The organism is Pseudaminobacter soli (ex Zhang et al. 2022) (assembly GCF_014595955.1).
Classification (GTDB): Bacteria; Pseudomonadota; Alphaproteobacteria; order Rhizobiales; family Rhizobiaceae; genus Kumtagia; species Kumtagia pseudosoli.
In genome coordinates, this window is the sequence record NZ_JABVCF010000001.1 from 109,374 (window position 1) to 129,908 (window position 20,535).

23 protein-coding genes are annotated in these 20,535 nt (G+C 63.1%); 11 read left to right on the forward strand and 12 right to left on the reverse strand.

All coding sequences use genetic code 11. The features are described 5' to 3' along the window. Positions 1-92: 92 nt before the first annotated feature. Together hfq and hflX are read left to right on the forward strand one after the other, a co-directional pair. The gene (hfq, locus tag HUI96_RS00520) at positions 93-341 is read left to right on the forward strand and encodes an RNA chaperone Hfq (RefSeq protein WP_188252675.1); all 249 of its coding nucleotides are present in this window, start codon (positions 93-95) and stop codon (positions 339-341) included. After that, positions 342-1,739, forward strand: a complete 1,398-nt coding sequence (gene hflX, locus HUI96_RS00525; RefSeq protein WP_188252676.1) for a GTPase HflX — start codon at positions 342-344, stop codon at positions 1,737-1,739. It abuts the gene before it with no gap. A gap of 102 nt (positions 1,740-1,841) precedes the next feature. On the opposite strand, the gene mazG is transcribed toward hflX, so the two are convergent. From mazG to kdsA, 10 genes are all read right to left on the reverse strand, one after another. Next, entirely contained in the window at positions 1,842-2,678 is an 837-nt protein-coding gene (gene mazG / locus HUI96_RS00530) for a nucleoside triphosphate pyrophosphohydrolase (protein WP_188252677.1), read from the reverse strand. Between the two features lie 72 nt (positions 2,679-2,750). Next, on the reverse strand, positions 2,751-3,569 hold the full coding sequence (locus HUI96_RS00535) for an MBL fold metallo-hydrolase (protein WP_188252678.1): 819 nt from the start codon (positions 3,567-3,569) through the stop codon (positions 2,751-2,753). A 3-nt stretch (positions 3,570-3,572) separates the two neighbouring features. Then, positions 3,573-4,367, reverse strand: a complete 795-nt coding sequence (locus HUI96_RS00540) for a TatD family hydrolase (protein WP_188252679.1) — start codon at positions 4,365-4,367, stop codon at positions 3,573-3,575. Between the two features lie 4 nt (positions 4,368-4,371). Then, on the reverse strand, positions 4,372-5,919 hold the full coding sequence (metG, locus tag HUI96_RS00545; protein WP_188252680.1) for a methionine--tRNA ligase: 1,548 nt from the start codon (positions 5,917-5,919) through the stop codon (positions 4,372-4,374). Between the two features lie 76 nt (positions 5,920-5,995). Then, positions 5,996-7,054, reverse strand: a complete 1,059-nt coding sequence (locus HUI96_RS00550; RefSeq protein ID WP_188252681.1) for a DNA polymerase III subunit delta' — start codon at positions 7,052-7,054, stop codon at positions 5,996-5,998. Beyond that, on the reverse strand, positions 7,051-7,728 hold the full coding sequence (gene tmk, locus HUI96_RS00555; protein WP_188252682.1) for a dTMP kinase: 678 nt from the start codon (positions 7,726-7,728) through the stop codon (positions 7,051-7,053). The genes HUI96_RS00550 and tmk overlap by 4 nt, the downstream gene beginning before the upstream one ends. 58 nt (positions 7,729-7,786) lie before the next feature. Then, positions 7,787-8,956, reverse strand: a complete 1,170-nt coding sequence (locus tag HUI96_RS00560) for a D-alanyl-D-alanine carboxypeptidase family protein (protein WP_237683896.1) — start codon at positions 8,954-8,956, stop codon at positions 7,787-7,789. 95 nt (positions 8,957-9,051) lie between these two features. Beyond that, on the reverse strand, positions 9,052-10,272 hold the full coding sequence (locus HUI96_RS00565; RefSeq protein WP_188252684.1) for a septal ring lytic transglycosylase RlpA family protein: 1,221 nt from the start codon (positions 10,270-10,272) through the stop codon (positions 9,052-9,054). A gap of 242 nt (positions 10,273-10,514) precedes the next feature. Continuing rightward, positions 10,515-10,886: a PRC-barrel domain-containing protein gene (locus HUI96_RS00570; RefSeq protein WP_188252685.1), complete on the reverse strand. Its 372-nt coding sequence runs from the start codon at positions 10,884-10,886 to the stop codon at positions 10,515-10,517. A gap of 81 nt (positions 10,887-10,967) precedes the next feature. Continuing rightward, positions 10,968-11,801 (reverse strand): 3-deoxy-8-phosphooctulonate synthase, encoded by an 834-nt coding sequence (kdsA, locus tag HUI96_RS00575; protein ID WP_188252686.1) that lies wholly within the window; start codon positions 11,799-11,801, stop codon positions 10,968-10,970. 222 nt (positions 11,802-12,023) lie between these two features. Between kdsA and HUI96_RS00580 the strand changes: the two genes are divergently transcribed. The 7 genes from HUI96_RS00580 (at position 12,024) to HUI96_RS00610 (ending at position 17,132) form a co-directional block, all read left to right on the forward strand. Continuing rightward, a complete protein-coding gene (locus tag HUI96_RS00580; protein WP_188252687.1) occupies positions 12,024-12,389 on the forward strand; it encodes an ArsR/SmtB family transcription factor in 366 nt (121 codons plus the stop codon). Beyond that, positions 12,386-12,919, forward strand: a complete 534-nt coding sequence (locus HUI96_RS00585; protein WP_188252688.1) for an SRPBCC family protein — start codon at positions 12,386-12,388, stop codon at positions 12,917-12,919. Before HUI96_RS00580 ends, HUI96_RS00585 begins: the two co-directional genes overlap by 4 nt. A gap of 300 nt (positions 12,920-13,219) precedes the next feature. Beyond that, the gene (locus HUI96_RS00590; RefSeq protein WP_188252689.1) at positions 13,220-13,957 is read left to right on the forward strand and encodes a rhomboid family intramembrane serine protease; all 738 of its coding nucleotides are present in this window, start codon (positions 13,220-13,222) and stop codon (positions 13,955-13,957) included. A 144-nt stretch (positions 13,958-14,101) separates the two neighbouring features. Next, positions 14,102-14,779, forward strand: a complete 678-nt coding sequence (locus HUI96_RS00595; RefSeq protein WP_188252690.1) for a winged helix-turn-helix domain-containing protein — start codon at positions 14,102-14,104, stop codon at positions 14,777-14,779. Then, positions 14,763-16,154 (forward strand): sensor histidine kinase, encoded by a 1,392-nt coding sequence (locus HUI96_RS00600; protein WP_188252691.1) that lies wholly within the window; start codon positions 14,763-14,765, stop codon positions 16,152-16,154. The genes HUI96_RS00595 and HUI96_RS00600 overlap by 17 nt, the downstream gene beginning before the upstream one ends. A 291-nt stretch (positions 16,155-16,445) precedes the next feature. Then, positions 16,446-16,700, forward strand: a complete 255-nt coding sequence (locus HUI96_RS00605) for a hypothetical protein (protein ID WP_188252692.1) — start codon at positions 16,446-16,448, stop codon at positions 16,698-16,700. A 177-nt stretch (positions 16,701-16,877) separates the two neighbouring features. Next, positions 16,878-17,132, forward strand: a complete 255-nt coding sequence (locus HUI96_RS00610) for a DUF1344 domain-containing protein (RefSeq protein ID WP_188252693.1) — start codon at positions 16,878-16,880, stop codon at positions 17,130-17,132. A gap of 135 nt (positions 17,133-17,267) precedes the next feature. Here HUI96_RS00610 and HUI96_RS00615 read toward each other — a convergent pair whose 3' ends face one another. Continuing rightward, positions 17,268-18,497, reverse strand: coding sequence for a metallophosphoesterase (locus HUI96_RS00615; RefSeq protein ID WP_188252694.1), 1,230 nt, complete (start codon positions 18,495-18,497; stop codon positions 17,268-17,270). Between the two features lie 234 nt (positions 18,498-18,731). Between HUI96_RS00615 and HUI96_RS00620 the strand changes: the two genes are divergently transcribed. Then, entirely contained in the window at positions 18,732-19,337 is a 606-nt protein-coding gene (locus HUI96_RS00620; RefSeq protein ID WP_188252695.1) for a DedA family protein, read from the forward strand. Between the two features lie 35 nt (positions 19,338-19,372). On the opposite strand, the gene HUI96_RS00625 is transcribed toward HUI96_RS00620, so the two are convergent. Then, positions 19,373-19,573 (reverse strand): DUF2934 domain-containing protein, encoded by a 201-nt coding sequence (locus HUI96_RS00625; RefSeq protein WP_188252696.1) that lies wholly within the window; start codon positions 19,571-19,573, stop codon positions 19,373-19,375. Positions 19,574-19,734: 161 nt separating this feature from the next. Here HUI96_RS00625 and HUI96_RS00630 point away from each other — a divergent pair, with 161 nt between their 5' ends. After that, entirely contained in the window at positions 19,735-20,532 is a 798-nt protein-coding gene (locus tag HUI96_RS00630; protein ID WP_237683897.1) for a nucleotidyltransferase family protein, read from the forward strand. Positions 20,533-20,535 lie beyond the last annotated feature (3 nt).

Consider the following 20,535-nt stretch of genomic DNA (forward strand, 5'->3'; position numbering starts at 1 on the left):
TCGGTGGGGCAGGGTGAATTTGCGTGCTTGACACTTGCGTCTAGATTTGGCGCACTGGCTCGCAATTGAGGGGACCGGCGAAAGAAAAGAAAATGGCGGAACGATCGCAAAATCTTCAGGACTTATTCCTGAACTCGGTTCGCAAGAGCAAGAATCCGCTCACAATATTCCTGATCAACGGCGTGAAACTGACCGGTGTCGTAACGTCATTCGACAATTTCTGCGTGCTCCTGCGGCGCGACGGGCACTCGCAGCTTGTTTACAAGCATGCGATCTCCACGATCATGCCGAGCCAGCCGGTTCAGATGTTCGACGCCGAAGAGAATTCGCAAGGCTCCTAATTGACCCGAAGCAATTCGACGGGCGACGGGGCGCCCGGCACCGGGCATGTTTCCACCAGCCAGGCTGCAGCCGGGACGACGGAGCGGGCGCTCGTCGTCGTCCCGCTTCTACCCGCGAGCGGAGGCGACGATGACCGCAGCCGACCGCGTCTTTCCCGGTCGCCCCAGGCGCGGCTCGACGAAGCCGTCGGACTGGCGCGGGCGATCGACCTCGAGATCGTGGACGCATCAGTCGTCACCGTCAACGAGCCACGCCCGTCCACTCTGCTCGGCAGCGGTAAGGTCAAGGAACTCGGCGATCTCGTGAAGGAGACGAAGGCGGGTCTGCTCATCGTCGACCACCCGCTCACACCGGTGCAGCAAAGGAACCTGGAGAAGGAGACGGACACCAAGGTCCTCGACCGGACCGGACTCATCCTCGAGATCTTTGGCCGCCGGGCGCGCACCAAGGAAGGCACGCTGCAGGTTGACCTTGCCCATCTGACTTATCAGAAAGGCCGTCTGGTCCGCAGTTGGACCCACCTTGAGCGCCAGCGCGGCGGCGCCGGCTTCCTCGGCGGCCCCGGCGAAACGCAGATCGAGGCGGACCGCCGGGCGCTGCAGGACAAGATCGTCCGGCTGAAGCGCGAGCTCGAAAAGGTACGCCGCACGCGCGACCTGCATCGCGCCAAGCGGCGCAAGGTGCCGTTCCCAGTCGTTGCAATCGTCGGCTACACCAATGCGGGCAAGTCGACGCTGTTCAACCGGCTGACAGGGGCAGGGGTGCTCGCCGAGAACATGCTCTTCGCCACGCTGGACCCGACGCTGCGGCGCGTGCGGCTGCCACACGGCACGCCAATCATCCTGTCCGACACCGTCGGCTTCATCTCGGACCTGCCGACCCATCTGGTCGCGGCCTTCCGCGCCACGCTCGAGGAGGTTCTGGAGGCGGATCTCATCATCCACCTGCGCGACATCTCCGACCCGGACACCGCTGCCCAGGCCGAAGATGTCGAGCGCATCCTGAAGGAACTCGGCGTCGACACCGCCGATCGCAGCCACATCATCGAGGTCTGGAACAAGATCGATCAACTCGACGAAACGACCCACGACCGGCTGACCTCAGATGCCCATGCCAACGGGGAGGGTGCTCCCATTCCGGTCTCGGCAATCACCGGTGAAGGACTCGATGAACTTGCCGCCGCGATCGAGGGGCGTCTCTCCGGCGCCCTCAGCACGGTAGAAGTGACTCTGAAGCCCGAGCAAGCCGGTCTCGTCGACTGGATATACGGCAACGGCGACGTGCTGGCACGTAAGGACAACGAGGACGGCAGCGTCAGCTTTGAAATGACGCTGACCAGTGCGGCGAAAGATGAGCTTGAGCACAGGCTCCATGCCGGCCGGGCAAAGCATCACTGAGCAGCCACAACGTTCCTCATCCTGAGGTGCGAGCCCGCACGGCGTTGGAATAGAGGCGTAAACCTTGGCGGGCGAGCCTCGAAGGACGCACCTGAACTCGGCTCAGGTTTCCTGAGATCGCCTGGCGCGTTTGGCCTGCTGCCACAGCTCTTCCATCTCATCGAGGGTGGCGTCGTCCAGCGCCCTGCCTTGTGCACGCAACTCCCGCTCCACGGTGTGGAAGCGGCTGCGGAACTTGTCGTTCGTGCCGCTGAGCGCGGCTTCTGCATCGATCCCGAGATGTCGGCCGAAATTGACGAGCGCGAACAACACGTCGCCGAATTCGTCCTGGATCGCCGCGCGGTCCTTAACGGCCATGGCCTCGCGCAGTTCGCCGATTTCCTCCTCGATCTTGTCGAGGATCGGCGCGGCCTCCGACCAGTCGAAGCCGACCTTCGCAGCGCGCTGCTGCAGCTTCAGCGCGCGGGTCAGAGCGGGTAGGGCGACGGGCACCGTGTCGAGAAAGCCCTCCGGCACGTCGCCGTCTCGTCCGCGCGCCTCCGCCGCCCGGCGCTTCTCCGCTTTCTCCTCGGCCTTGATCTTCTCCCACTGGCCCTTCGCCATGCCGGCGCTGCGGGCCTCGGCGTCCCCGAAGACGTGCGGATGCCGGCGGATCATCTTGCGCGTGACTGCCTCGACGACGTCGCCGAATGCGAACTCGCCGATCTCCTCGGCCATTCGGGCGTGATAGACAACCTGGAGCAGCAGATCGCCGAGCTCGTCGCGAAGCTCGTCGAAATCGCCACGCGAGATCGCGTCGGCCACCTCGTAGGCTTCTTCGATCGTATAGGGCGCAATCGAGCGAAAGTTCTGCTCGACGTCCCAGGGGCAGCCGGTCTCGGGATTCCGCAGCGCGGCCATGATCTCGATGAGGCGCTGTATGTCACGTGAGGGCTGCATGGGGGCCTCGATCCGAAAGTCGCATAAGATAGATTATGGAACTGAACTGACGTGCGGTTGCGAGGGGCGGCGTCATCCGTCTTCCAATGGGATCTCAACTATCATGCCGTCATATGCCGGCTGCACATGATCCGGCGTCTCGGCCGACACGACGTCGTAGTCCAACGGTATGTGCATGTGGGTCAGGATGGCCCGCTTGGGCTTCAGCCGCTCGATCCACGCCAGCGCTTCCTCCAGCGAGAAATGGCTCGGATGCGTTCGATACTGAAGCGCGTCGACGACCAGCAAGTCGAGGCCACCAAGCCGTTCGGCGGTCGCCGGCGGAAAGTCGCTGACGTCCGGACAATAAGCGATGCCGTCGATCCGGAAGCCGAGCGAGATAATGTCGCCATGGACCTGAGGCAATGGCTGCAGCGAGATCGCGCCGCCGCTGCCTTCGATGACGACCGGCCGTGCATGATCGATCCTGCGCCCTAGCAGGATTGGCGGATACGAACTTCCGGGCGGCGTCTCGAAGCAATAGCCGAAGGCCTGCTTCAGCCGCTCGAGTGTCGGCGCATCGGCGTAAATGTCCATCAGCCTGCGCTGCTCCAGCACGAAGCCGCGCAGGTCGTCGATGCCGTGGATGTGGTCGGCATGCGGGTGCGTATAGACCACGCCGTCGATCCGGGTGACCCCCGTCATCAGCATCTGCTCGCGGAAATCCGGCCCGGTGTCGATCACCACGCGGGTCACATGGCCGTCGGCAGAGATCCGCTCGACCATGGCCGCCGGACGCATGCGCCGGTTCTTCGGATTGGAAGGGTCGCAATTGCCCCAGTCGCCGGTGATGCGCGGCGTTCCGGGCGAGGAACCGCAGCCAAGGACTGTAAACCGCAGCCGCGCTCCCACGCCTTACCCGCTCACATTCGCCGGCGCCGGCATCTTGCTGAACAACCGAAAGAAGTTGCGGGTCGTCAGAGCCGCCAGTTCGGCGGGGTCGATGCCGAGCGTCGCGGCAAGCGAACGTGCGGTATCAGCCACAAAGGCCGGCTCGTTGCTGCGACCGCGATGCGGCACCGGCGCCAGATACGGTGCGTCGGTCTCCACCAGAATGCGATCGAGCGGGATTTCGCGTGCGATTTCACGGATTTCCTCGGAATTCCTGAAGGTTACAATCCCTGAGAAGGATATGAAACCTCCGAGTTCGACACCCGTCCGCGCCAGTTCGCGGCCCGAGGAGAAGCAATGGAGAACGAAGGGGAAGGCCCCCTTCCCCATTTCGTCCCGAAGAATCGCCGCCATGTCGTCATCGGCGCTACGCGCATGGATGACGAGCGGCAGCCCAGTTCGGCGCGCCGCAGCGATATGCGTCCGGAAGCTTGCCGCCTGCGCGTCGCGCGGCGACTTGTCGTAGTGGAAGTCGAGTCCTGCCTCGCCGATCGCCACCACCTTCGGGTGTTCGGATAGCCGCACAAGCTCGTCCGCGGTGACGTCCAGTTCTTCGGCGGCGTTGTGCGGATGCGTGCCCACCGAGCAGTAGACCGGATCGAATTCCTTTGCGATTGCAAGGATGTCGGCGAATTTCTTGACCCGGGTCGAGATCGTCACCATCCGTCCCACGCCCGCCTTCTGGGCGCGCCGGACGATATCGGCACGCTCCTCGGCGAAGTCCGCAAAATCCAGATGGCAATGGCTGTCAACGAGCATCTGGTCAGGCTGCCGGCTGCTCGACATAGCGCGGGAAAACAGGCTGCGGCGCCGGCAGCGGCGTTCCGGAAATGAGCGCATTGGCCTCGCCGAAATGCGCAAAGTCACGCTTGTCTCCAGCTATTGCCAGCAGATCGAGCAGCTTCCCGGACGAACCCGGCATGAAGGGCTGGCAGAGGATCGCGATCCTGCGGATCGTCTCGGCCGTGGTCCACAGTACGGTCTCCATCCTAGCCGGATCGGTCTTCTTGAGCGCCCAGGGTTCCTGGGCGGCGAAGTAGCGATTGGCTTCGGCGACCACGCTGAACGTAGCGGCCAGCGCCTGGTGGATGGCCTGCTCCGACATGGCCTTACGCGAGGCAGCAAGGGCGGCGTCCGCTTGTGCCAGGATCGCCTGATCGGCGTCGGTCGGGATGCCGCGCTTCGGAACCTGGCCCTCGCAGTTCTTGGCGATCATCGACAGCGAGCGCTGCGCCAGATTGCCGAGATCGTTGGCGAGATCGGCGTTGGTGCGATTGACGATCGCCTCGTGGCTGTAGCTGCCGTCCTGGCCGAACGGGACCTCCCGCAGGAAGAAGTAGCGGACCTGATCGAGCCCATAGTGCTCCACCATGGTGAAGGGATCGACGACGTTGCCGACCGACTTCGACATCTTCTCACCGCGGTTGAACAGGAAGCCGTGGCCATACACCCGCTTGGGTAGTTCGATGCCGGCCGACATCAGGAAGGCCGGCCAATAGATGGCGTGGAAGCGTACGATGTCCTTGCCGATGACGTGGACGTCGGCCGGCCAGAAGCGCCAGCGATCAGCCGACTCGTCCGGATATCCCGCGGCAGTGATGTAGTTGGTGAGCGCGTCGACCCAGACGTACATGACATGCTTCTCGTCGCCGGGGACCGGAACGCCCCAGTCGAAGGTCGTGCGCGACATGGACAGGTCCTTAAGGCCGGCCTTCACGAAGCTCACGACCTCGTTGCGCCGCTCCGCAGGTCCGATGAAGTCGGGACGCGATTCGTAGAGCTCGAGCAGGCGGTCCTGATAGGCGGAAAGCCGGAAGAAGTAGCTCTCTTCCTCCACCCATTCGACCGGCGTGCCTTGCGGACCGTAGCGCACATTGTCGTCGCGGACTTCGGTCTCTTCCTCGCCGTAATAGGCCTCGTCGCGAACCGAGTACCAGCCCGCGTAGCTGTCCTTGTAGATGTCGCCATTGGCGGCCATCGCCTTCCAGATCGCCTGGGAGGCGACATGGTGCCGCTTCTCCGTAGTGCGGATGAAGTCGTCGTTGGAGGCGCCCAGTACCTCCGCCATGCGCTTGAACTCTGACGCGTTCCGATCCGCGAGTTCCCGGGCCGTCAGCCCTTCCTTCTTCGCCGTCTGCAGCATCTTGATGCCGTGCTCGTCGGTGCCGGTCAGGAAGAACACATCCTTGCCGTCGTGCCTCTGGAATCGCGCAAGCGCGTCAGTCGCGAGCAACTCGTAGGCGTGCCCGATGTGGGGCCGGCCGTTCGGATAGGAAATCGCAGTCGTGATGTAAAACTTTTCGCGGGACATGAGCCTGCCGTGCTTGAAGTGCGAGGGGGTCAGATAGCGCAACGGGATGGCGGTCGCCATACCGGAATGGCAAGCGTCACATTCGAAAGGTGTCGTGCAGACGCAGGATCATGCTCAGCGCGTGTTGTTTGCGATCCAGATTGTAGGTGTCCGTCTCACCGATCGCAATCCGCAATTCATGCCATTGGCGCGCGAGCCTGGCTGCCCTTTCGACATGGCCGGCCGTGGCCGCTCCTTCTGCCGCGGCTGAAACAAGGTCGAGCATGTGCTGGTTCATCAGGTCGAAGCGGATTTCCTGCTCGCGGCCGCTGACCGCGTCGGCCAGCCTATGCGCCTTCGCGAAATCCATCGTCTGGCCTTTGATGAGCACCTCGACGGTCTCCGCGATCTCCAGGCCGCCGAATTCGGAGAAGAGGATGGCTTGGCGAACACTGCCCCCTGCCCGCTCCAATAGAGCCGCTCTCGTGCCCTGATCCTGAGGCAGCGCGACCCCGAGCCGCTGTAGCGCCTGCTCTACCTCGCTCCTCGACAGCGGCTGCAGGCGGATCATGTGGCAGCGGGAGCGAATGGTGGGCAGAAGCGCCCCGGCCGAATGCGTGATCAGCAGGAAGATCGTGCGCGAGGGCGGCTCCTCGAGGTTCTTCAGCAGGGCATTTGCGGCGCTGGTGTTCATGTCATCCGCAGGATCGACGATCACCACGCGGTAGCTGTTGTCGTGAGATGTCATCGACAGGAAACGGCTGACGCGGCGGATCTCGTCCACCGTCAGCAGGGTCGCGAACTTCTTGGTCTTGTCGTTGAACGGCCGGGTGAGGTGCAGGACCGAAGGATGCGCCCCGGTCGCGATCTGGCGGTACAGCGACGAAGCCGGATCAGGCGGCAGGATGGTCTCGGGCGTGGTCTCGGCCGTTGGATGGCTGAGAAGATGGTATGCAATGTGGAAGGCCAGCGTCGCCTTTCCAATCCCATGCGGGCCGGCCAGCAGCAGTCCGTGCGGCAGCTTGCCGACGCGATATGCTGCGGCGACGGCAGACTTGGCCTGTTCGTGGCCGACAAGCACCGGGTTCTCCGCCGGCTCCGGAACCCCTTCCAGCGTGTCGTGGCGCTCAGGCGCCAGCCTCTCGAATTCGGTCATGACGAACGCACCTTTCGCGCACGTTTGCCTCGTGGCCCATGCTTCTCGATCATTGCGAAAACCGCCTCGGTCACCTTGTCCTCGACCTCCTCCTCAGTAGCCGAAGCGTCGATGACCACACAGCGATCCGGCTCTTGTTCCGCAATGGCAAGAAAGGCGGCGCGGCGGGCCTGATGGATCTCCAGCGTCTCCTTCTCGAACCGGTCGGCCGCCTCCTCGCCGCGGCGCTGCGTTGCCCGTTTCAGCCCCACTTCAGAGTCGAGGTCGAAGATCAGGGTGAGATCCGGTTCCATGCCATTCAGTGCGATGCGTCCGAGCGCATTCACGAATGCGAGTTCGGTTTCGCTCCCGGCGCCCTGATATACACGAGACGAATCGAGGAACCGGTCGCAAAGCACGATCGCACCACTTTTCACCGCCGGCCGGATCACCTGTTCGACGTGGTCGGAACGTGCGGCCGCGAACAGGATCGCCTCCATCCGTGGCCCGAACGGCTCCGCCGCCCCGGAGAGAATGATATGGCGCAGCGCCTCCGCACCGGGCGATCCTCCTGGCTCGCGGGTCACCACGACATCGTAGCCCTTGCGGCGCAGCCGCACCGCCAGACGCTGGATCTGCGTGGACTTGCCAGCGCCCTCCCCGCCTTCAAAGGTTATGAACAGTCCACGCGCCAATTCGGCCGGCCCCAATACCCGGTTGCCGTCTTCTCATAAGGTGACAGTCAGCCGAGGTCTATGACGAACGCGCCCTGCGAATCCACCCCGTGAGCAACTCGGCGACCGCGTCATAGGCGCGCCAGTGGATGGGGCCGACCGGCACCGCTTCCGTTGCGCGCAGAGGGATTTCCTGGCTCAAGGTCTTGCCGACCCATACCTTGAGCGCGCCGATCGCCTGCCCCTGCTCGATCGGAGCGACCACCGGACCGTCATAGACGATCTTGGCGACCACCTCGTCCGGGCTGTCGGTCGGCATGAAGATGGAAACCGGTTCATCGGCCGCGAGCGGGACGAGCGCCTTCTGCCCGCCATAGATCTTGGCTTGGCCGACGGTTTCGCCAACCGCAAAGAGCTGCGACTTGCGGAAGCCATCGATGCCCCAGTCGAGCATCTTGCGAACCTCCTCGGCTCGCTCGCGGTCGCTGGTCAGCCCGCTCATCGCGGCGAACACCCGCCTGCCATCACGCTCGACCGAGGCGACGATGGCGTAGCCCGACTCTTCGGTGTAGCCGGTTCCCATGCCGTCCGCGCCGATATTCATTTTGAGCAGCGGGTTGCGGTTGCGCTGCGTGATCTTGTTCCAGGTGAAGTCAGGCTGGGAGTAGATGCGGTAGAAATCCGGGTATTCGCGCCAGATGTGAGTCGCCAGCCAGACCAACTCGCGCGCCGTCACCTTTTGGCCATCGGCGGGCAATCCGCTCGAGTTCCTGAAAGTGGAGACTTGCAGGCCCATCTCCCGGGCACGCTGGGTCATCAATTCAGCGAATTTCTCCTCGCTGCCGGCCATACCTTCGGCAATGATGATGCAGCCGTCGTTCGCGGCCTGAACGATGACGCCCTGGATAAGGTCGCTCAGTTGGATGCTGGACTTCAGCGCCGCGAACATGGTGGAAGTGCCGGACGGGGCTCCGCCGGTCCGCCAGGCGTTCTCACTCACCGGAAAGGTCTGCTCAAGCTTTAGGCGGCCCTCCTTGACGGCGCGGAACACCACCTCCATCGTCATCAGCTTCGCCAGCGAAGCCGGCGGAAATGGATCGTCGGGATTCTTGGAGTAAAGGATCGTGCCGGTCTCGGCGTCGATCATCAGCGCCTGCCTGGCCTTGGTCTCGAAAGGCTGGGCATTCACCACAAAGACCGACAACAGAAGCGTTGCAATTGCAGCCGCTGCTGCGAGAGCCACACGCATGCCTTCGCCCCGCCCTGGTGGTCGATCTTCGAAGATATAGGAGGCCATCCGGCGTGGGACAATCGCGCGAGTAGCGCGATCAGGATCACGCCACGTCAGTCTCGGACCGCAATCGCCTCCGGCGCACCGTTTTTCCAAGCCGCGATCAGCAACTCGTTCAGGCCATTGCGTCCGTCTTCGCGGAGCATGACGGAATAGACCTGCTGCCCATCGACGGTCGAGGGCTCAACGTCGGTTTCCCCGAAATCGGACAGCGAAGCGCCGACCCGCATCGCCTCCGCCTGGTCGTAGAAGGTGCCTGCCGCTATGAAAGGAGCCGGAGCAGTCGAAAGCCCTGACGCCGCAGCATCCACCTGTCCGCCGCTTTCGAGGACGTCGAAAGCCCGGGTGGCTGGCTCGACCTGCTGAGGCGCGTAGGACATTGCGAGCTTCATCTCTGACCGGATGATATCCTCGATAGCTGGGCGTTCGGGTGCGATCGGACCGAAGGCGGGAAGATCGATTTCGGCGAGCCCGGATGCGCTGGCAGTCATGAAAGGCTCAGGTCTGGGCGCGGCTGCGGGCACGACATCGGTGAGAGTGCCTGGGAAAGCGACAGGGTTCTGTCCCGCGGCGGCGCTCGGCGTCGGCCCGTTCATGGCGATCATCACACCGCTGGGCAGGCCATCGCTCGGATCGGGCGCCCTGTTTCCGGGTCGGTAGGATGCCATCAGGAAGCTGTCATCCTGCCCGTGGAGCGGCGCGCGGCCGACATATTCCACCTTCACCTTGGCCGTGCCGGTCTGGCGATAGGCGAGCATGTCGGCGGCGCGCTGGGAAAGATCGATCAGCCGTCCGTTCGAATAGGGTCCACGATCGTTGACCCGCACGATGACCGAACTGCCGGTCTCGAGATTGGTTACCCGCGCATAGCTGGGCAGCGGCATGGTCGGATGAGCGGCCGTGAGATGAGTCTTGTCGTAGATCTCGCCATTGGCGGTAAGGCGACCATGGAAGGCATCGCCATACCAGGAGGCGTAGCCTACCTTTTTGTAGTTCTTGTCTTCCTTGGGATAGTACATCTTGCCGCGGACCTTGTAGGGCTGTCCGAGCTGGTCACGGCCGCCGCCGCGGGGAAGGTTGGATTCCAGATTGCTGACGCGGGGGCTCGCCTTCACGCCCCAGACCGATTCCGGAAAATACTCCTTCGACGTCCGCTTCGGCGCCACCATGTTGTTGGTCTGGGTTCCCGTGCAGGAAGCAAGGAGACCAGCGGAAATCGCGACGAGAAGAACAGACAATGCCCGCCTGGGACGCGCGCGCGTCGAAAAAGCCATACGGAAATGTCCCCACTCACAAACACTTACCGGGTCAGTGACCCGCATCCAACCGTTGCAAATTCGATACAGATCGAATCAAATAAACCCCTCTCCCTGATAGGCGGGGAGTTGTTATCACTACGTTAAGCGATTGTGTCGTGAACGGGGCGCAATTGTGGCGCGCGGGATTTTTCTCCGATTCGCAAGCCTGATTCGGGCCAGAGTCGTCCTGAGCGAGAGAGCGCCTCCCTCGCTGGAGGCTACGACCCCTGCCAGTACGGCTCTACCTCGTAGTACGCGAAGGCTGCTTGCCTCGCCTTGGCGCCGTCCTGACCCGTAAGAGCGTCGATCGAACTCGCCGGGGCCTTCTCCAACTGCTCCCTGGTGAAGGGCACCACATAGCCGCCCCTCTCCGTCTCGTAGTCGAGCACGGCCCAAGGCACGGCATGGTACTTCTCGCCAATCCCCAGGAAGCCGCCAAAACCGACGACCGCGAACATGATGCTGTTCGAGGTCTTCTCCAGCATGACGTCCTCGACCGTGCCGATCCTCTCACCGGAGGTATTGTATACGGCGGTGCCGATCACGCGGGATGCGGGTATGGCGTCGGTATGGCCTGATGCGGTGGTCATCGTCTGCTCCCTTTACGCTGAGTATGAAAGGGGAATGACGATGCGCGTGCCTGGGTTCCTAGTCGGCCTGGCCGCCCTCGTTCACAATCCCTTGGCGACGCGGTCGAATGCGAGCAGCCGCTCGAGCAGCGCCGGCATTTGAGCGAGCGGGATCATGTTCGGCCCGTCCGAGGGGGCGGCGTCCGGGTTCTCATGCGTTTCGATGAACAGGCCCGCAACGCCGATAGCGACCGCGGCGCGGGCGAGCGTCTCCACGAAGCGGCGATCGCCCCCCGAGGAGCCGCCCTGCCCGCCCGGCTGCTGCACCGAATGCGTGGCGTCGAAGATCACCGGCGCTCCGATCTCGGCCATGATCGGCAGCGCTCGCATGTCCGAGACGAGCGTATTGTAGCCAAAGGAAGCGCCTCGTTCGGTGACCAGCACGTCGCTGTTTCCCGACTGCGTGACCTTCGCCACGACGTTCTTCATGTCCCACGGGGCCAGGAATTGTCCCTTCTTGACGTTGACCACCCTCCCCGTCTTCGCGGCGGCGATAAGGAGATCGGTCTGCCGCGACAGGAAGGCGGGGATCTGCAGCACGTCCACGTGCTCGGCAAGCACGCCGCACTGCTCCTCGGTGTGCACGTCGGTGAGCACAGGCAGCCCGAAGGTCGCGCGGATTTCGTCGAAGACCGGCAGCGCTGCATCCAGGCCGGCGCCGCGCTTGCCCGACAGTGAGGTGCGGTTCGCCTTGTCGAAGCTGGTCTTGTAAACCAGCCCGATGCCGAGACCGGCGCAGATCTCCTTCAGCCGGCCCGCTGTATCCATGGCGTGCTGCCGCGACTCCATCTGGCAGGGCCCCGCGATGAGCGCGAAAGGCGCGGCGTTGTCGAAAGAGACGTTGCCGACGGTAACGATCGGATTTGGACTGGTCATTCGGATCCTCGAGAGCGCGTAATCGGGGCCACGAAGTGCGCGGCGGCGCATTCTCATAACCGATGACGTTGCTAACTCAACAGTCTTCGTGGCGCTACGCACCACTCCCGACATCTCACCATACCCATCAAGGCGGCCCGTCCCTCCCCGGTTAGCGACTTTGAGTCAAGATCATTCAACCACCGGGTTGACAATTCGGAGGTCTGAGATATATTCAACCACATGGTTGATCTTCATGCCCCGGCACTGGACAGTGTCTTCCACGCGCTCAGCGACTCGACGCGGCGGCAGATGCTCCGCGAACTCAGCAATGGCGAGCGCACGGTGAGCCAACTGGCCGAGCCCTTTTCGATTTCGTTGCAGGCCGCCTCGAAGCACATCAAGGCGCTGGAAGGCGCCGGATTGATCCGTCGGGAGATCCGCGGCCGCACCCATCTTTGCCGCCTCGACCCCGGCCCGCTCGCCAGCGCCCACCGATGGCTGAGCGTCTATGAGCGCTTCTGGACCGATCGTCTGGATGATCTCGAACGGCTCCTTCGCGAGGAGGACGTGGGCAAGACACCCAAACCAAAAGGAGATGACCGATGAACGACATTACCGTGAGGGAAATGCATGGCGTGCTGATCGAGCCAGCCACGCTGAAGATCCAGCGCCTCCTGCCCGGCCCAATCGAACGCGTATGGGCTTATCTGACCGACAGCGGACTGCGCCGTCAGTGGCTGGCCGCAGGCCAGATGGAACTGCGCCCCGGCGCGCCGTTCGAGTTCGTCTGGCGCAACGACGAACTCACCAACCCTCCGGGCCAGCGTCCGCCGGGCTTCTCCGAGGAGCAGCGCATGGAGAGCCGGATCACCGAGGTCGATCCACCCCGTAAGCTCACCTTCACCTGGGGCGCCAGCGGCGAGGTTTCATTCGAGTTGGAGAAGGAAGGCGCTGAGGTCCTGCTCACGGTCATTCATCGCCGCATCCCCGACCGCTCCGTCTTGCTGAGCGTGGCAGCCGGATGGCACATGCACCTCGACGTCCTGGTTGCCCGCGCCCGGGGCGTCGAGCCTGCCCCCTTCTGGGACGGCTGGAGCCGCCTCAAGTCAGACTACGACCGTCGCCTGCCCGCTTGACGAAGCACGGCCACGGGTGCTCCGCCCCCGGTACGGGCGGAGCATTCTCCCAAGGGGCCAGTGCGCCGCTAGTGCGCGGCAAACATCCTGCCTTCATTGAACTACCATCGGAGCCTAAGGAAGGTCGTCCCGACAGCGTTGCCGCCCGTTCTTGATCTCGCCGCCCTGCCCCCACCAGCATCGATAGGAGGCATTTTCCGCGGCCGCTCCCCATCATATGTTCCAGTAGTCATCGACCCGGAGCCACTATCGTCGGCAGCGTCGATGCATGTGCCGCGAACGGCAGGTGGGAGCTCTCCCATGATACCGATCTACGACACTGCTCCGAGGGCCCGCTATCCGGTGATGGTCCTTGGACTGATCGTCGTGAATGCGATCATATTCCTGTCCACGATCGACCTGCCCGAAGCGGATCTGAACTGGGTGCTGGGGCACTTTGCTCTCATACCGGCTCGGTATTCGGACCCCGAGGCTGCGATTGCTGCAGGACTCGATCCGCATGATTACTGGCCACTGCTCACCAGCACGTTCCTCCACGGCGGCTGGCTTCACATCCTCCTGAATATGTGGACGCTCTGGATTTTCGGGCCGGCGATGGAGGCGCGATGCGGGCGGCCGGGATTTCTCGTCCTGTATCTGGCAGGCGGTGTGGCTGCCAGCACCACGCATCTGCTTGCCAACTGGACGTCCGCCGAGCCAACGCTCGGCGCCTCGGGTGCGATCGCGGCGGTTATCGCCGCCTACGCCGTCACCTATCCGACCGCCAAGGTGATCCTTCTCGTGCCAATTCTGTTCCTGCCGCTGCTCATTCCCTTGCCGGCGCTGTTCTTCGCGGGCTTCTGGTTCCTCCTACAGGTCCTCCAGGGAACCGAGGCACTGTTCGGTCAGCCAATGGGAGGTGGCGTCGCCTGGTGGGCGCATATCGGCGGGTTTGTCTTTGGGATCATCTTCGCCAAGCTTGCAAGCTCAATGGGGCTTGGTCGGGAGATCGAGGTCCGCCGCTGGTCAGGACGAGTGCCGAGAATACCTCGACAGTAGAGGTCTACGCCTGCCTCTTTATGCCGTCCCGGCGGGTTCAGTTTACCAAAAATTAAACGCGTGCCCGTGGGCTGGCGTCCTTGCATTTGCTACTCTCCCCCGAGCAGTCGACGGTCTGCCGGAGATGGGAAGGCGAGCGGCAAGATGAGAGTGCTGGTGATCGAGGACGACGCGGAGACGGCGTCCTACATCAAGAACGGCCTCGCTGAAGAAGGCCACTGCGTGGATGTGGTGGGTGACGGCCGCGATGGCCTCGTGCAGGCAACGACGGAAGATTACGACGTCCTGATCGTCGACCGGATGCTGCCCGGGCTGGACGGCCTGGCCCTGGTCCGGACGCTTCGGGGTGCAGGGAAGCCGACCCCCGTTCTTTACCTGACGTCGCTTGGCGGCGTGAACGACCGCGTGCAGGGGCTGGAAGCGGGCGGCGACGATTACGTCTCAAAACCTTTCTCGTTCGCGGAACTGCTGGCGCGGGTGAATGCGCTTGGCCGACGCTCGCCGATGAAGGGCGAAGATACGATACTTCGGGTAGCCGATCTGGAGATGGACCTCATACGGCGGGTGGTCCGCCGCGGCGGCGATGTCATCGACCTGCAGCCGCGCGAATTCCGTCTTCTTGAAGTGCTGCTGCGCAACAGGGGCAAGGTGGTGACCCGGACCATGCTGCTGGAAAAGGTCTGGGATTTCCACTTCGACCCGAAGACCAGCGTCGTTGAAACCCACATCTCTCGCCTGCGCGCCAAGATCGACAAGCCATTCCAGACAGAGTTGATCCACACTGCCCGGGGTGCGGGCTACAGCGTTGACGACCGCATCTGATCTGTTCAGCCGCACGGCTGTCCGGCTCTCGATCATCTTCGCGCTGCTGATCGGGTCCACCGTGTTGGCAGGCGTGTCGATCATCTATTGGCAGCTTAGCGCCGGTATCGAGGAGGGGATCAAAGAGCGAGTCACCGAAAACCGCGACGCCCTGGCAGCGATCGACGCCAGCGATGGCTTCGGCGAGATGACCGAGGTCATCAACCGCGAGGCATCGTCGCAGAGGCCGACGGGCACTATCCTGCTGCTGACCGATGGCAGCGGCAAGTTCGTGGCCGGCAATGTTGCCGGGATCGCCACCTTCGACGGTTGGCGGCTGATCGGAGAGAACGGTCTGGATCGGGTGAGCGGCCTGACCAATCCGGACGACTCCTACTTTACCATGTGGTCTCCGGTCTCAAAGGGCATGCTGCTCGTCGGTGGCAGCGACCGCGACCTGCAAGTCGTCCAGTCCACGCTTCTTGGCGGACTCCTCTGGGAACTCGCCGCACTCGTCATTTTGGCCGTAGCCTCCGGAACGCTTGTCGCACGGCGTGCACAGGTTCAGATCGATGCAATCTCCCGCGCGCTCGCCGCGGTGGCCAACGGCAAGCTAGCGCGACGCGTTGCGCGCCGCCACACTGGGGACGACCTCGATCGCGTCGCCGAGCAGATCAATCACACACTCGACCAATTGCAGCGCGTCATAAAGCGCGTCGACCAGTCGTCCACCGACATTGCGCACGATCTCAAGCGGCCGATGGGCAGGCTAAGACAGAAGCTCGACGTCGCGCTGCGGACCGCAACCGATGTACCGGCCTTCAGAACGGAGATCATAGCCTCACTCGAGGAACTCGATATCATCGTGGAGACGTTCGAAGCCTTGCTGCGCATTGCCCAGATCGAGGCAGGAGCGCGGCGTGAACGGTTCCGCCTGCTCGACCTGCGCAACCTGCTGACAGAGGTGACGGAAATCTACCGGCCGGTGGTGGACGATGCAGGTGACGTGCTCGTCGTGCAGCTTCAGGGGTTCAACAGCGCAATCGTGAACGGCGACGGCGAACTGCTGGTCCAGTTGTTCGTGAACCTCATCGAGAACGCCATCCGTCATTGCCCGGCTGGAACCACAATCCGCGTGGCTCTGCATGTTGGCCTCAATGGGCCGCGGGTGGTGGTCGCCGACAGTGGCCCGGGAATCCCCCTCGAAGAGCGCGAGAAGGTGCTTCACCGACTCTACCGGCTGGAAAAGTCACGCTCCACGCCCGGAAGCGGACTTGGCCTCAGTCTGGTCGCGGCCATAGCGGAACTGCACGGCGCCCGCTTGACGCTGGACGACAACCACCCCGGCCTTCTGGTGCAGGTCGACTTTCCTCGACCGCCCACCGTCGCTCATTGAACCTTGCGGGCGGAGTCTAACCCCCACTCCCCCATGAACCGATCCGGCTCGGGATGAGCCGAAATTCAATCTTACGAATCCGTAACTGCGGGGCCAAGGCGCGGCAATGTGCTGACAGCGATGATGCGCGCGATAGGGGCGTCGACACTCATCGGAGAGAAAGGGAGACATCCATGATCATCAAGCGTGCGCTCGCGAGTGTCCTTGCCGCAACTATGCCGGCAGGCACGGCTCGCCGCGGCGCTGTCTCTGCGGCGCCCCACCCACGTTACCCTTGAAGGAGCAAAGACGATGAGAAGCTTTGTGACGCCCGCCATTCTCGCCCTGATGGTCGGGTTTGGAGCCAGCGCCGCCGATGCGGCGACGATTACGGGCAGAATCGATCACGTCTATCCTCACCAGCGCAGGATCGTCGTGGACAATCACGTCTATCGCATGACGCCGCACACTTTCCGCACGACTACGATGCAGCGCGGCGAGCGCGCCCATGTGACCTATCACTGGTCTGGTGGCCATCGCTGGGCCACCAAGGTCACACGGGCCTGAGGGAGCGGCGAACACAATAGTGCGGTCGGCGCCGAAACTGGCACCCGTCGCACCGAAGTCCCTGAGGCCAGGGCGCCGTACGTTTTGATCACGGTCAAGGTGAGCGCACCTGCAAACTGGGACTCTTTCCGGGCTGGCATGTCGCCTCCCCGGCCATCCAGCAAAGGAGAACTGATCATGAAACGCATTATCATTTCGACGATCGCGGCAACGGCGCTTTTCGGCGCCGGAGCGGCATTCGCAGCGGAGGCCACCGGCTCGATCAAGTCGATCGACGCTAAGAACCATCATATCATGCTGGACAACGGCCAGACCTACACCTTCCCCAGCAAGACCAACCTCTCGCAGTTGAAGGTCGGAGAGAAGGTGAAGATCAACTATCAGAACAAGGGCGGACGCCACGAGGCGAGCGCGGTTGCCCCTGCGATGTAAAAGCTCAGGACGCAGGCCGCAGACTGCCCTCAGTCTGCGGCCTGCGTCATTCACGCAATCCTGCGAACCGCACAGCTTTATCCATTGAATTTCTTAAAGGAATTGATCTTCCCGCCCCCAGCGGACCTCCAACTATCAATGACGATCCCGCTCCTCCAGAGAGTCGCTTCCCGACGAGCCAGGTGGAAGACTGGCCGGCTGCTCGAATAGTGATGGTCGCGGCTTCGCCAAGCCTGGCGCGAGCGGCTTGGAAAACGCGTGAGTGAACTCGATCCCGCCGTGCAGCAACCGCGCCTGCCCAAGCGCAACGTCCATGCGCCGCGAGGTGATCCGCACCAGCGCGAGGCCGCCCTTGAAACTTGCCACCGGCTTGAACACGTCGAACCTGCGTACCTTGTAGATCATCGGCGTATCGTGCTCATGGCCATGGAAGATGCCGATGACGTTGTAGCCGGCGAGCACCTCGAGCAGCGCCTCGCGTTCGGCCTCGCTCCACCAATGCGGCACCCCGCTGCCCGAAGCGGTGAACCGTCCCGCCTGCGGGTCCCAGCGCTCCACCGAAAAAGAATCCCACCCGTAGTGCTGGAACAGGATGACCGGCCGACCATCTGAGGCGTTCTGCGCGAGATCCGCCTTCAGCCAAGGCAGCCCGCTCGCCGCGCCCTTGTTCCGGTCCCCAGCGAAACGATGGGCCTGGACGAGGTGGAGGCGCCCCCAGTCCCAGGAGTAGTCGTCGGAGGCAAAATCATAGTTGCCGGCTGGCACGCGCGGCTTGAATACCACGCTGGGCCGATGCTGCAATTCGACATAGTCCCGCATCTCGCGCCGGTACCAGTCGATATCCGAGCGCGGACCGTCCTGGTCCAGATCATGGTTGCCGAGTCCGACAAAGACGGGGAAATGGACGCGATCAGGCCCGTGCCCCTGCCGATAGTGCTCGCTGAACTGCAGCAGTTGCCTACCTTCTTCCGGACGAGCGACTTGTCCTCCGCCATCGTCGGTGATGTCGCCGCCGATCACCAGCCCAAGCGGCCTTCCAATCCGCGAGCCCGCCGAAACCAGCCCGCTCTGCGCGCCGCCGACCATTTCGGGCCAGCGCATGTGCGGCAGCCGGTTGAGCGCCTGCACATGACGCCTCAGGTTCTCGTCGGTCTTTCCCTGTTCGCCGCAATGCGGGCTGAGCTCAATGCCGACGCGGCAGGCGTGCATGTCGCTGGCGAAGATGAAGGTTACATCCAGGTCAGTCGGATCAGGGTCGGGAGCAGCGGAACCAGCGCCCGTGCGCAACATCGGGAGGGCAATCACGCCCGACAGGAAGGCCCGGCGACTGAGCGAAGTGGGCAGGCGAGATCTGGTCAAGAGCATGTCTTGCTGCTTCACCCCGACAAGGCCAGAATATCGGGGCCAAGCACTTCGCACAACGCCCCTGGTCGGCACCTGGCGGAAGAGGTGCTCTGCCGGACCAACCAAGGCGATGAATGCGGCGTGGTTTGTTAGGGCGGCGGCTGGTGCATCGCTCGGACCGCTGCGAACAATGTGGAGGCACCTCCGTTCGGAGGGATGGCGGTTCTCCTACTCCCGCGGACTAGGAATGAAGCGATGCAGCTTCTGTCGAATTCCTCCTGGCTGGGTGCAGCATCGGCCCTGTTTCTAGGCAGCTTCTTGCAAGAGGATCTGGCCGTTCTAGCGGGGGCGGCCTACATCAGCGAGGCAGGGCTTCCCTGGCCGGTCGCATTCGCCGGCCTACTCAGCGGGTTTGTAGCCAGCGACCTTGCAGTTTACGGTCTGGGCCGGGCCGCTAGCCGGATCCCCCGTCTCAGAGGCCTCCTCATCACCGAGCGGGTACAGAATGCGCGTGACTGGCTTTCGGAGCACCTGTTTCCGGCCGTGTTCGTCTGCCATGTCGTGCCAGGCCTACTATGGGCAACCTTCATCGCCTGCGGCTGGTTCCGCGTCCCGGTGCGACGCTTCGTTCTGGCCAGCCTGGTGACCGCAGCGGCTTACATTGCGGTCCTGCTTTTCCTGCTCGTCCAATTCGGGCAGTTCATCAGGCAGGACCTCGGATACTGGGCGTGGGGAGCCCTCGCCGCGCTCCTGCTGGCCTCGGGGATCCTTGTGAAGACGAGGCCCGGCTGGGCGACATTGTCGAAGACGGTTTCCCGTTTCAACGATCTCGTTCGGCGGGTTTGGTCGCGCCGAAACTGACTGCTGGCTCGCTGACTAGCCTTATAAGGCAGGTGTCACACCTCTTTGGAGCGGTGGCCGCTCGCCGTTACGTCGACTTCCGGATCCGGCATTACAGGTCCGCGCTCGTCCTCGGATGTTCCGGCCTCGAACTCCTGGACTGCCTGATCCCAGCATTCCTGCTCGCGTTCGGGCGGCCGTCCTTTGCTCTCCCAGAGTTCCTGAGCACGCTTCTTGATCCACTCGATCTTGTCCATCGCACGCTCCTCCTTGCCGGCCTAACTCGGACCCCAGACGATTGTTGCGGTGAAGCGGGCGTGCGGCTGCGGGCGGGGGTCGAGGAAGAACGCCACCAATGGAACCGGAACCAAGCCCGACCTGTTCAAGAGTACCCGCCAACGATGGGAGACGGCATCTCTTGAGCGTTCTTTCCGAGCAGCCGAACGAGGTGTTGATCGAGGCAAAAGCCGTCCCGACGCTCGGCAACCCCGACGCCGAGGCGTTCTACACGGAAGCGATCAAGGAACTCGTAGCGAGCGGGATCCCGTTTCTCCTGGCCGGCACCTATGCCGTGAGCGCCTATACCGGCCTCACTCGCGAAACCAAGGACCTCGACATCTTCTGCAAGGCCGGGGACTATCCCCGCATCCTCGCCCACTTCCAGGAACTGGGCTACTCCGTTGAGATCGAGGACGACCGGTGGCTGGGCAAGGTTTTCAAGGGCAAGGCGTTCTTTGACGTCATCTTCGCCTCCTCCAACGGTACCATGCCGGTCGGAGATGCCTGGTTCGAGCATGCCCGCGAGATCGAGCTTCTCGGCCAAAGGGTCCGCATCATCGGGCCGACTGAACTCATCTGGTCGAAAGCCTTCATCCAGGTCAGGCACCGCTATGATGGCCCGGACATCGCCCACGTCCTCTTGAAAGCCTACGACCAGATCGATTGGCAGAGATTGCTGGACTGCATGGAGGTCCACTGGGAAGTGCTCCTCGTCCACCTGCTCAACTTCCGCTGGATCTATCCCAGCGAGCGCTCGCGCATCCCCGAATGGTTGATGGACGAGTTGCTCGAACGGCTGGCTCAACAGCGGAAGCTCCCGCCCTCGAACATGAAGGTTTGCCGCGGACGTATGTATTCGCGGATCGACTACGAACCCGACGTCAAGGAATGGGGGTTTGCCGACGTCGGCGGCGAAGGCGAATGGCGGAACGACTGAGGT

What these genes read in the sequence shown, in the direction of transcription:
- HUI96_RS00595 (WP_188252690.1), top strand. Translation starts at nt 14,102, where the DNA reads ATGAGAGTGCTGGTGATCGAGGACGACGCGGAGACGGCGTCCTACATC.
- kdsA (WP_188252686.1), bottom strand. Translation starts at nt 11,801, where the DNA reads ATGACCAGTCCAAATCCGATCGTTACCGTCGGCAACGTCTCTTTCGAC.
- hfq (WP_188252675.1), top strand. Translation starts at nt 93, where the DNA reads ATGGCGGAACGATCGCAAAATCTTCAGGACTTATTCCTGAACTCGGTT.
- HUI96_RS00605 (WP_188252692.1), top strand. Translation starts at nt 16,446, where the DNA reads ATGAGAAGCTTTGTGACGCCCGCCATTCTCGCCCTGATGGTCGGGTTT.
- HUI96_RS00625 (WP_188252696.1), bottom strand. Translation starts at nt 19,573, where the DNA reads ATGGACAAGATCGAGTGGATCAAGAAGCGTGCTCAGGAACTCTGGGAG.
- HUI96_RS00580 (WP_188252687.1), top strand. Translation starts at nt 12,024, where the DNA reads ATGGTTGATCTTCATGCCCCGGCACTGGACAGTGTCTTCCACGCGCTC.
- HUI96_RS00570 (WP_188252685.1), bottom strand. Translation starts at nt 10,886, where the DNA reads ATGACCACCGCATCAGGCCATACCGACGCCATACCCGCATCCCGCGTG.
- HUI96_RS00590 (WP_188252689.1), top strand. Translation starts at nt 13,220, where the DNA reads ATGATACCGATCTACGACACTGCTCCGAGGGCCCGCTATCCGGTGATG.
- HUI96_RS00620 (WP_188252695.1), top strand. Translation starts at nt 18,732, where the DNA reads ATGCAGCTTCTGTCGAATTCCTCCTGGCTGGGTGCAGCATCGGCCCTG.
- HUI96_RS00560 (WP_237683896.1), bottom strand. Translation starts at nt 8,956, where the DNA reads ATGCGTGTGGCTCTCGCAGCAGCGGCTGCAATTGCAACGCTTCTGTTG.
- mazG (WP_188252677.1), bottom strand. Translation starts at nt 2,678, where the DNA reads ATGCAGCCCTCACGTGACATACAGCGCCTCATCGAGATCATGGCCGCG.
- HUI96_RS00550 (WP_188252681.1), bottom strand. Translation starts at nt 7,054, where the DNA reads ATGACCGAATTCGAGAGGCTGGCGCCTGAGCGCCACGACACGCTGGAA.
- HUI96_RS00610 (WP_188252693.1), top strand. Translation starts at nt 16,878, where the DNA reads ATGAAACGCATTATCATTTCGACGATCGCGGCAACGGCGCTTTTCGGC.
- metG (WP_188252680.1), bottom strand. Translation starts at nt 5,919, where the DNA reads ATGTCCCGCGAAAAGTTTTACATCACGACTGCGATTTCCTATCCGAAC.
- HUI96_RS00585 (WP_188252688.1), top strand. Translation starts at nt 12,386, where the DNA reads ATGAACGACATTACCGTGAGGGAAATGCATGGCGTGCTGATCGAGCCA.
- HUI96_RS00615 (WP_188252694.1), bottom strand. Translation starts at nt 18,497, where the DNA reads ATGCTCTTGACCAGATCTCGCCTGCCCACTTCGCTCAGTCGCCGGGCC.
- HUI96_RS00565 (WP_188252684.1), bottom strand. Translation starts at nt 10,272, where the DNA reads ATGGCTTTTTCGACGCGCGCGCGTCCCAGGCGGGCATTGTCTGTTCTT.
- HUI96_RS00540 (WP_188252679.1), bottom strand. Translation starts at nt 4,367, where the DNA reads ATGCTCGTTGACAGCCATTGCCATCTGGATTTTGCGGACTTCGCCGAG.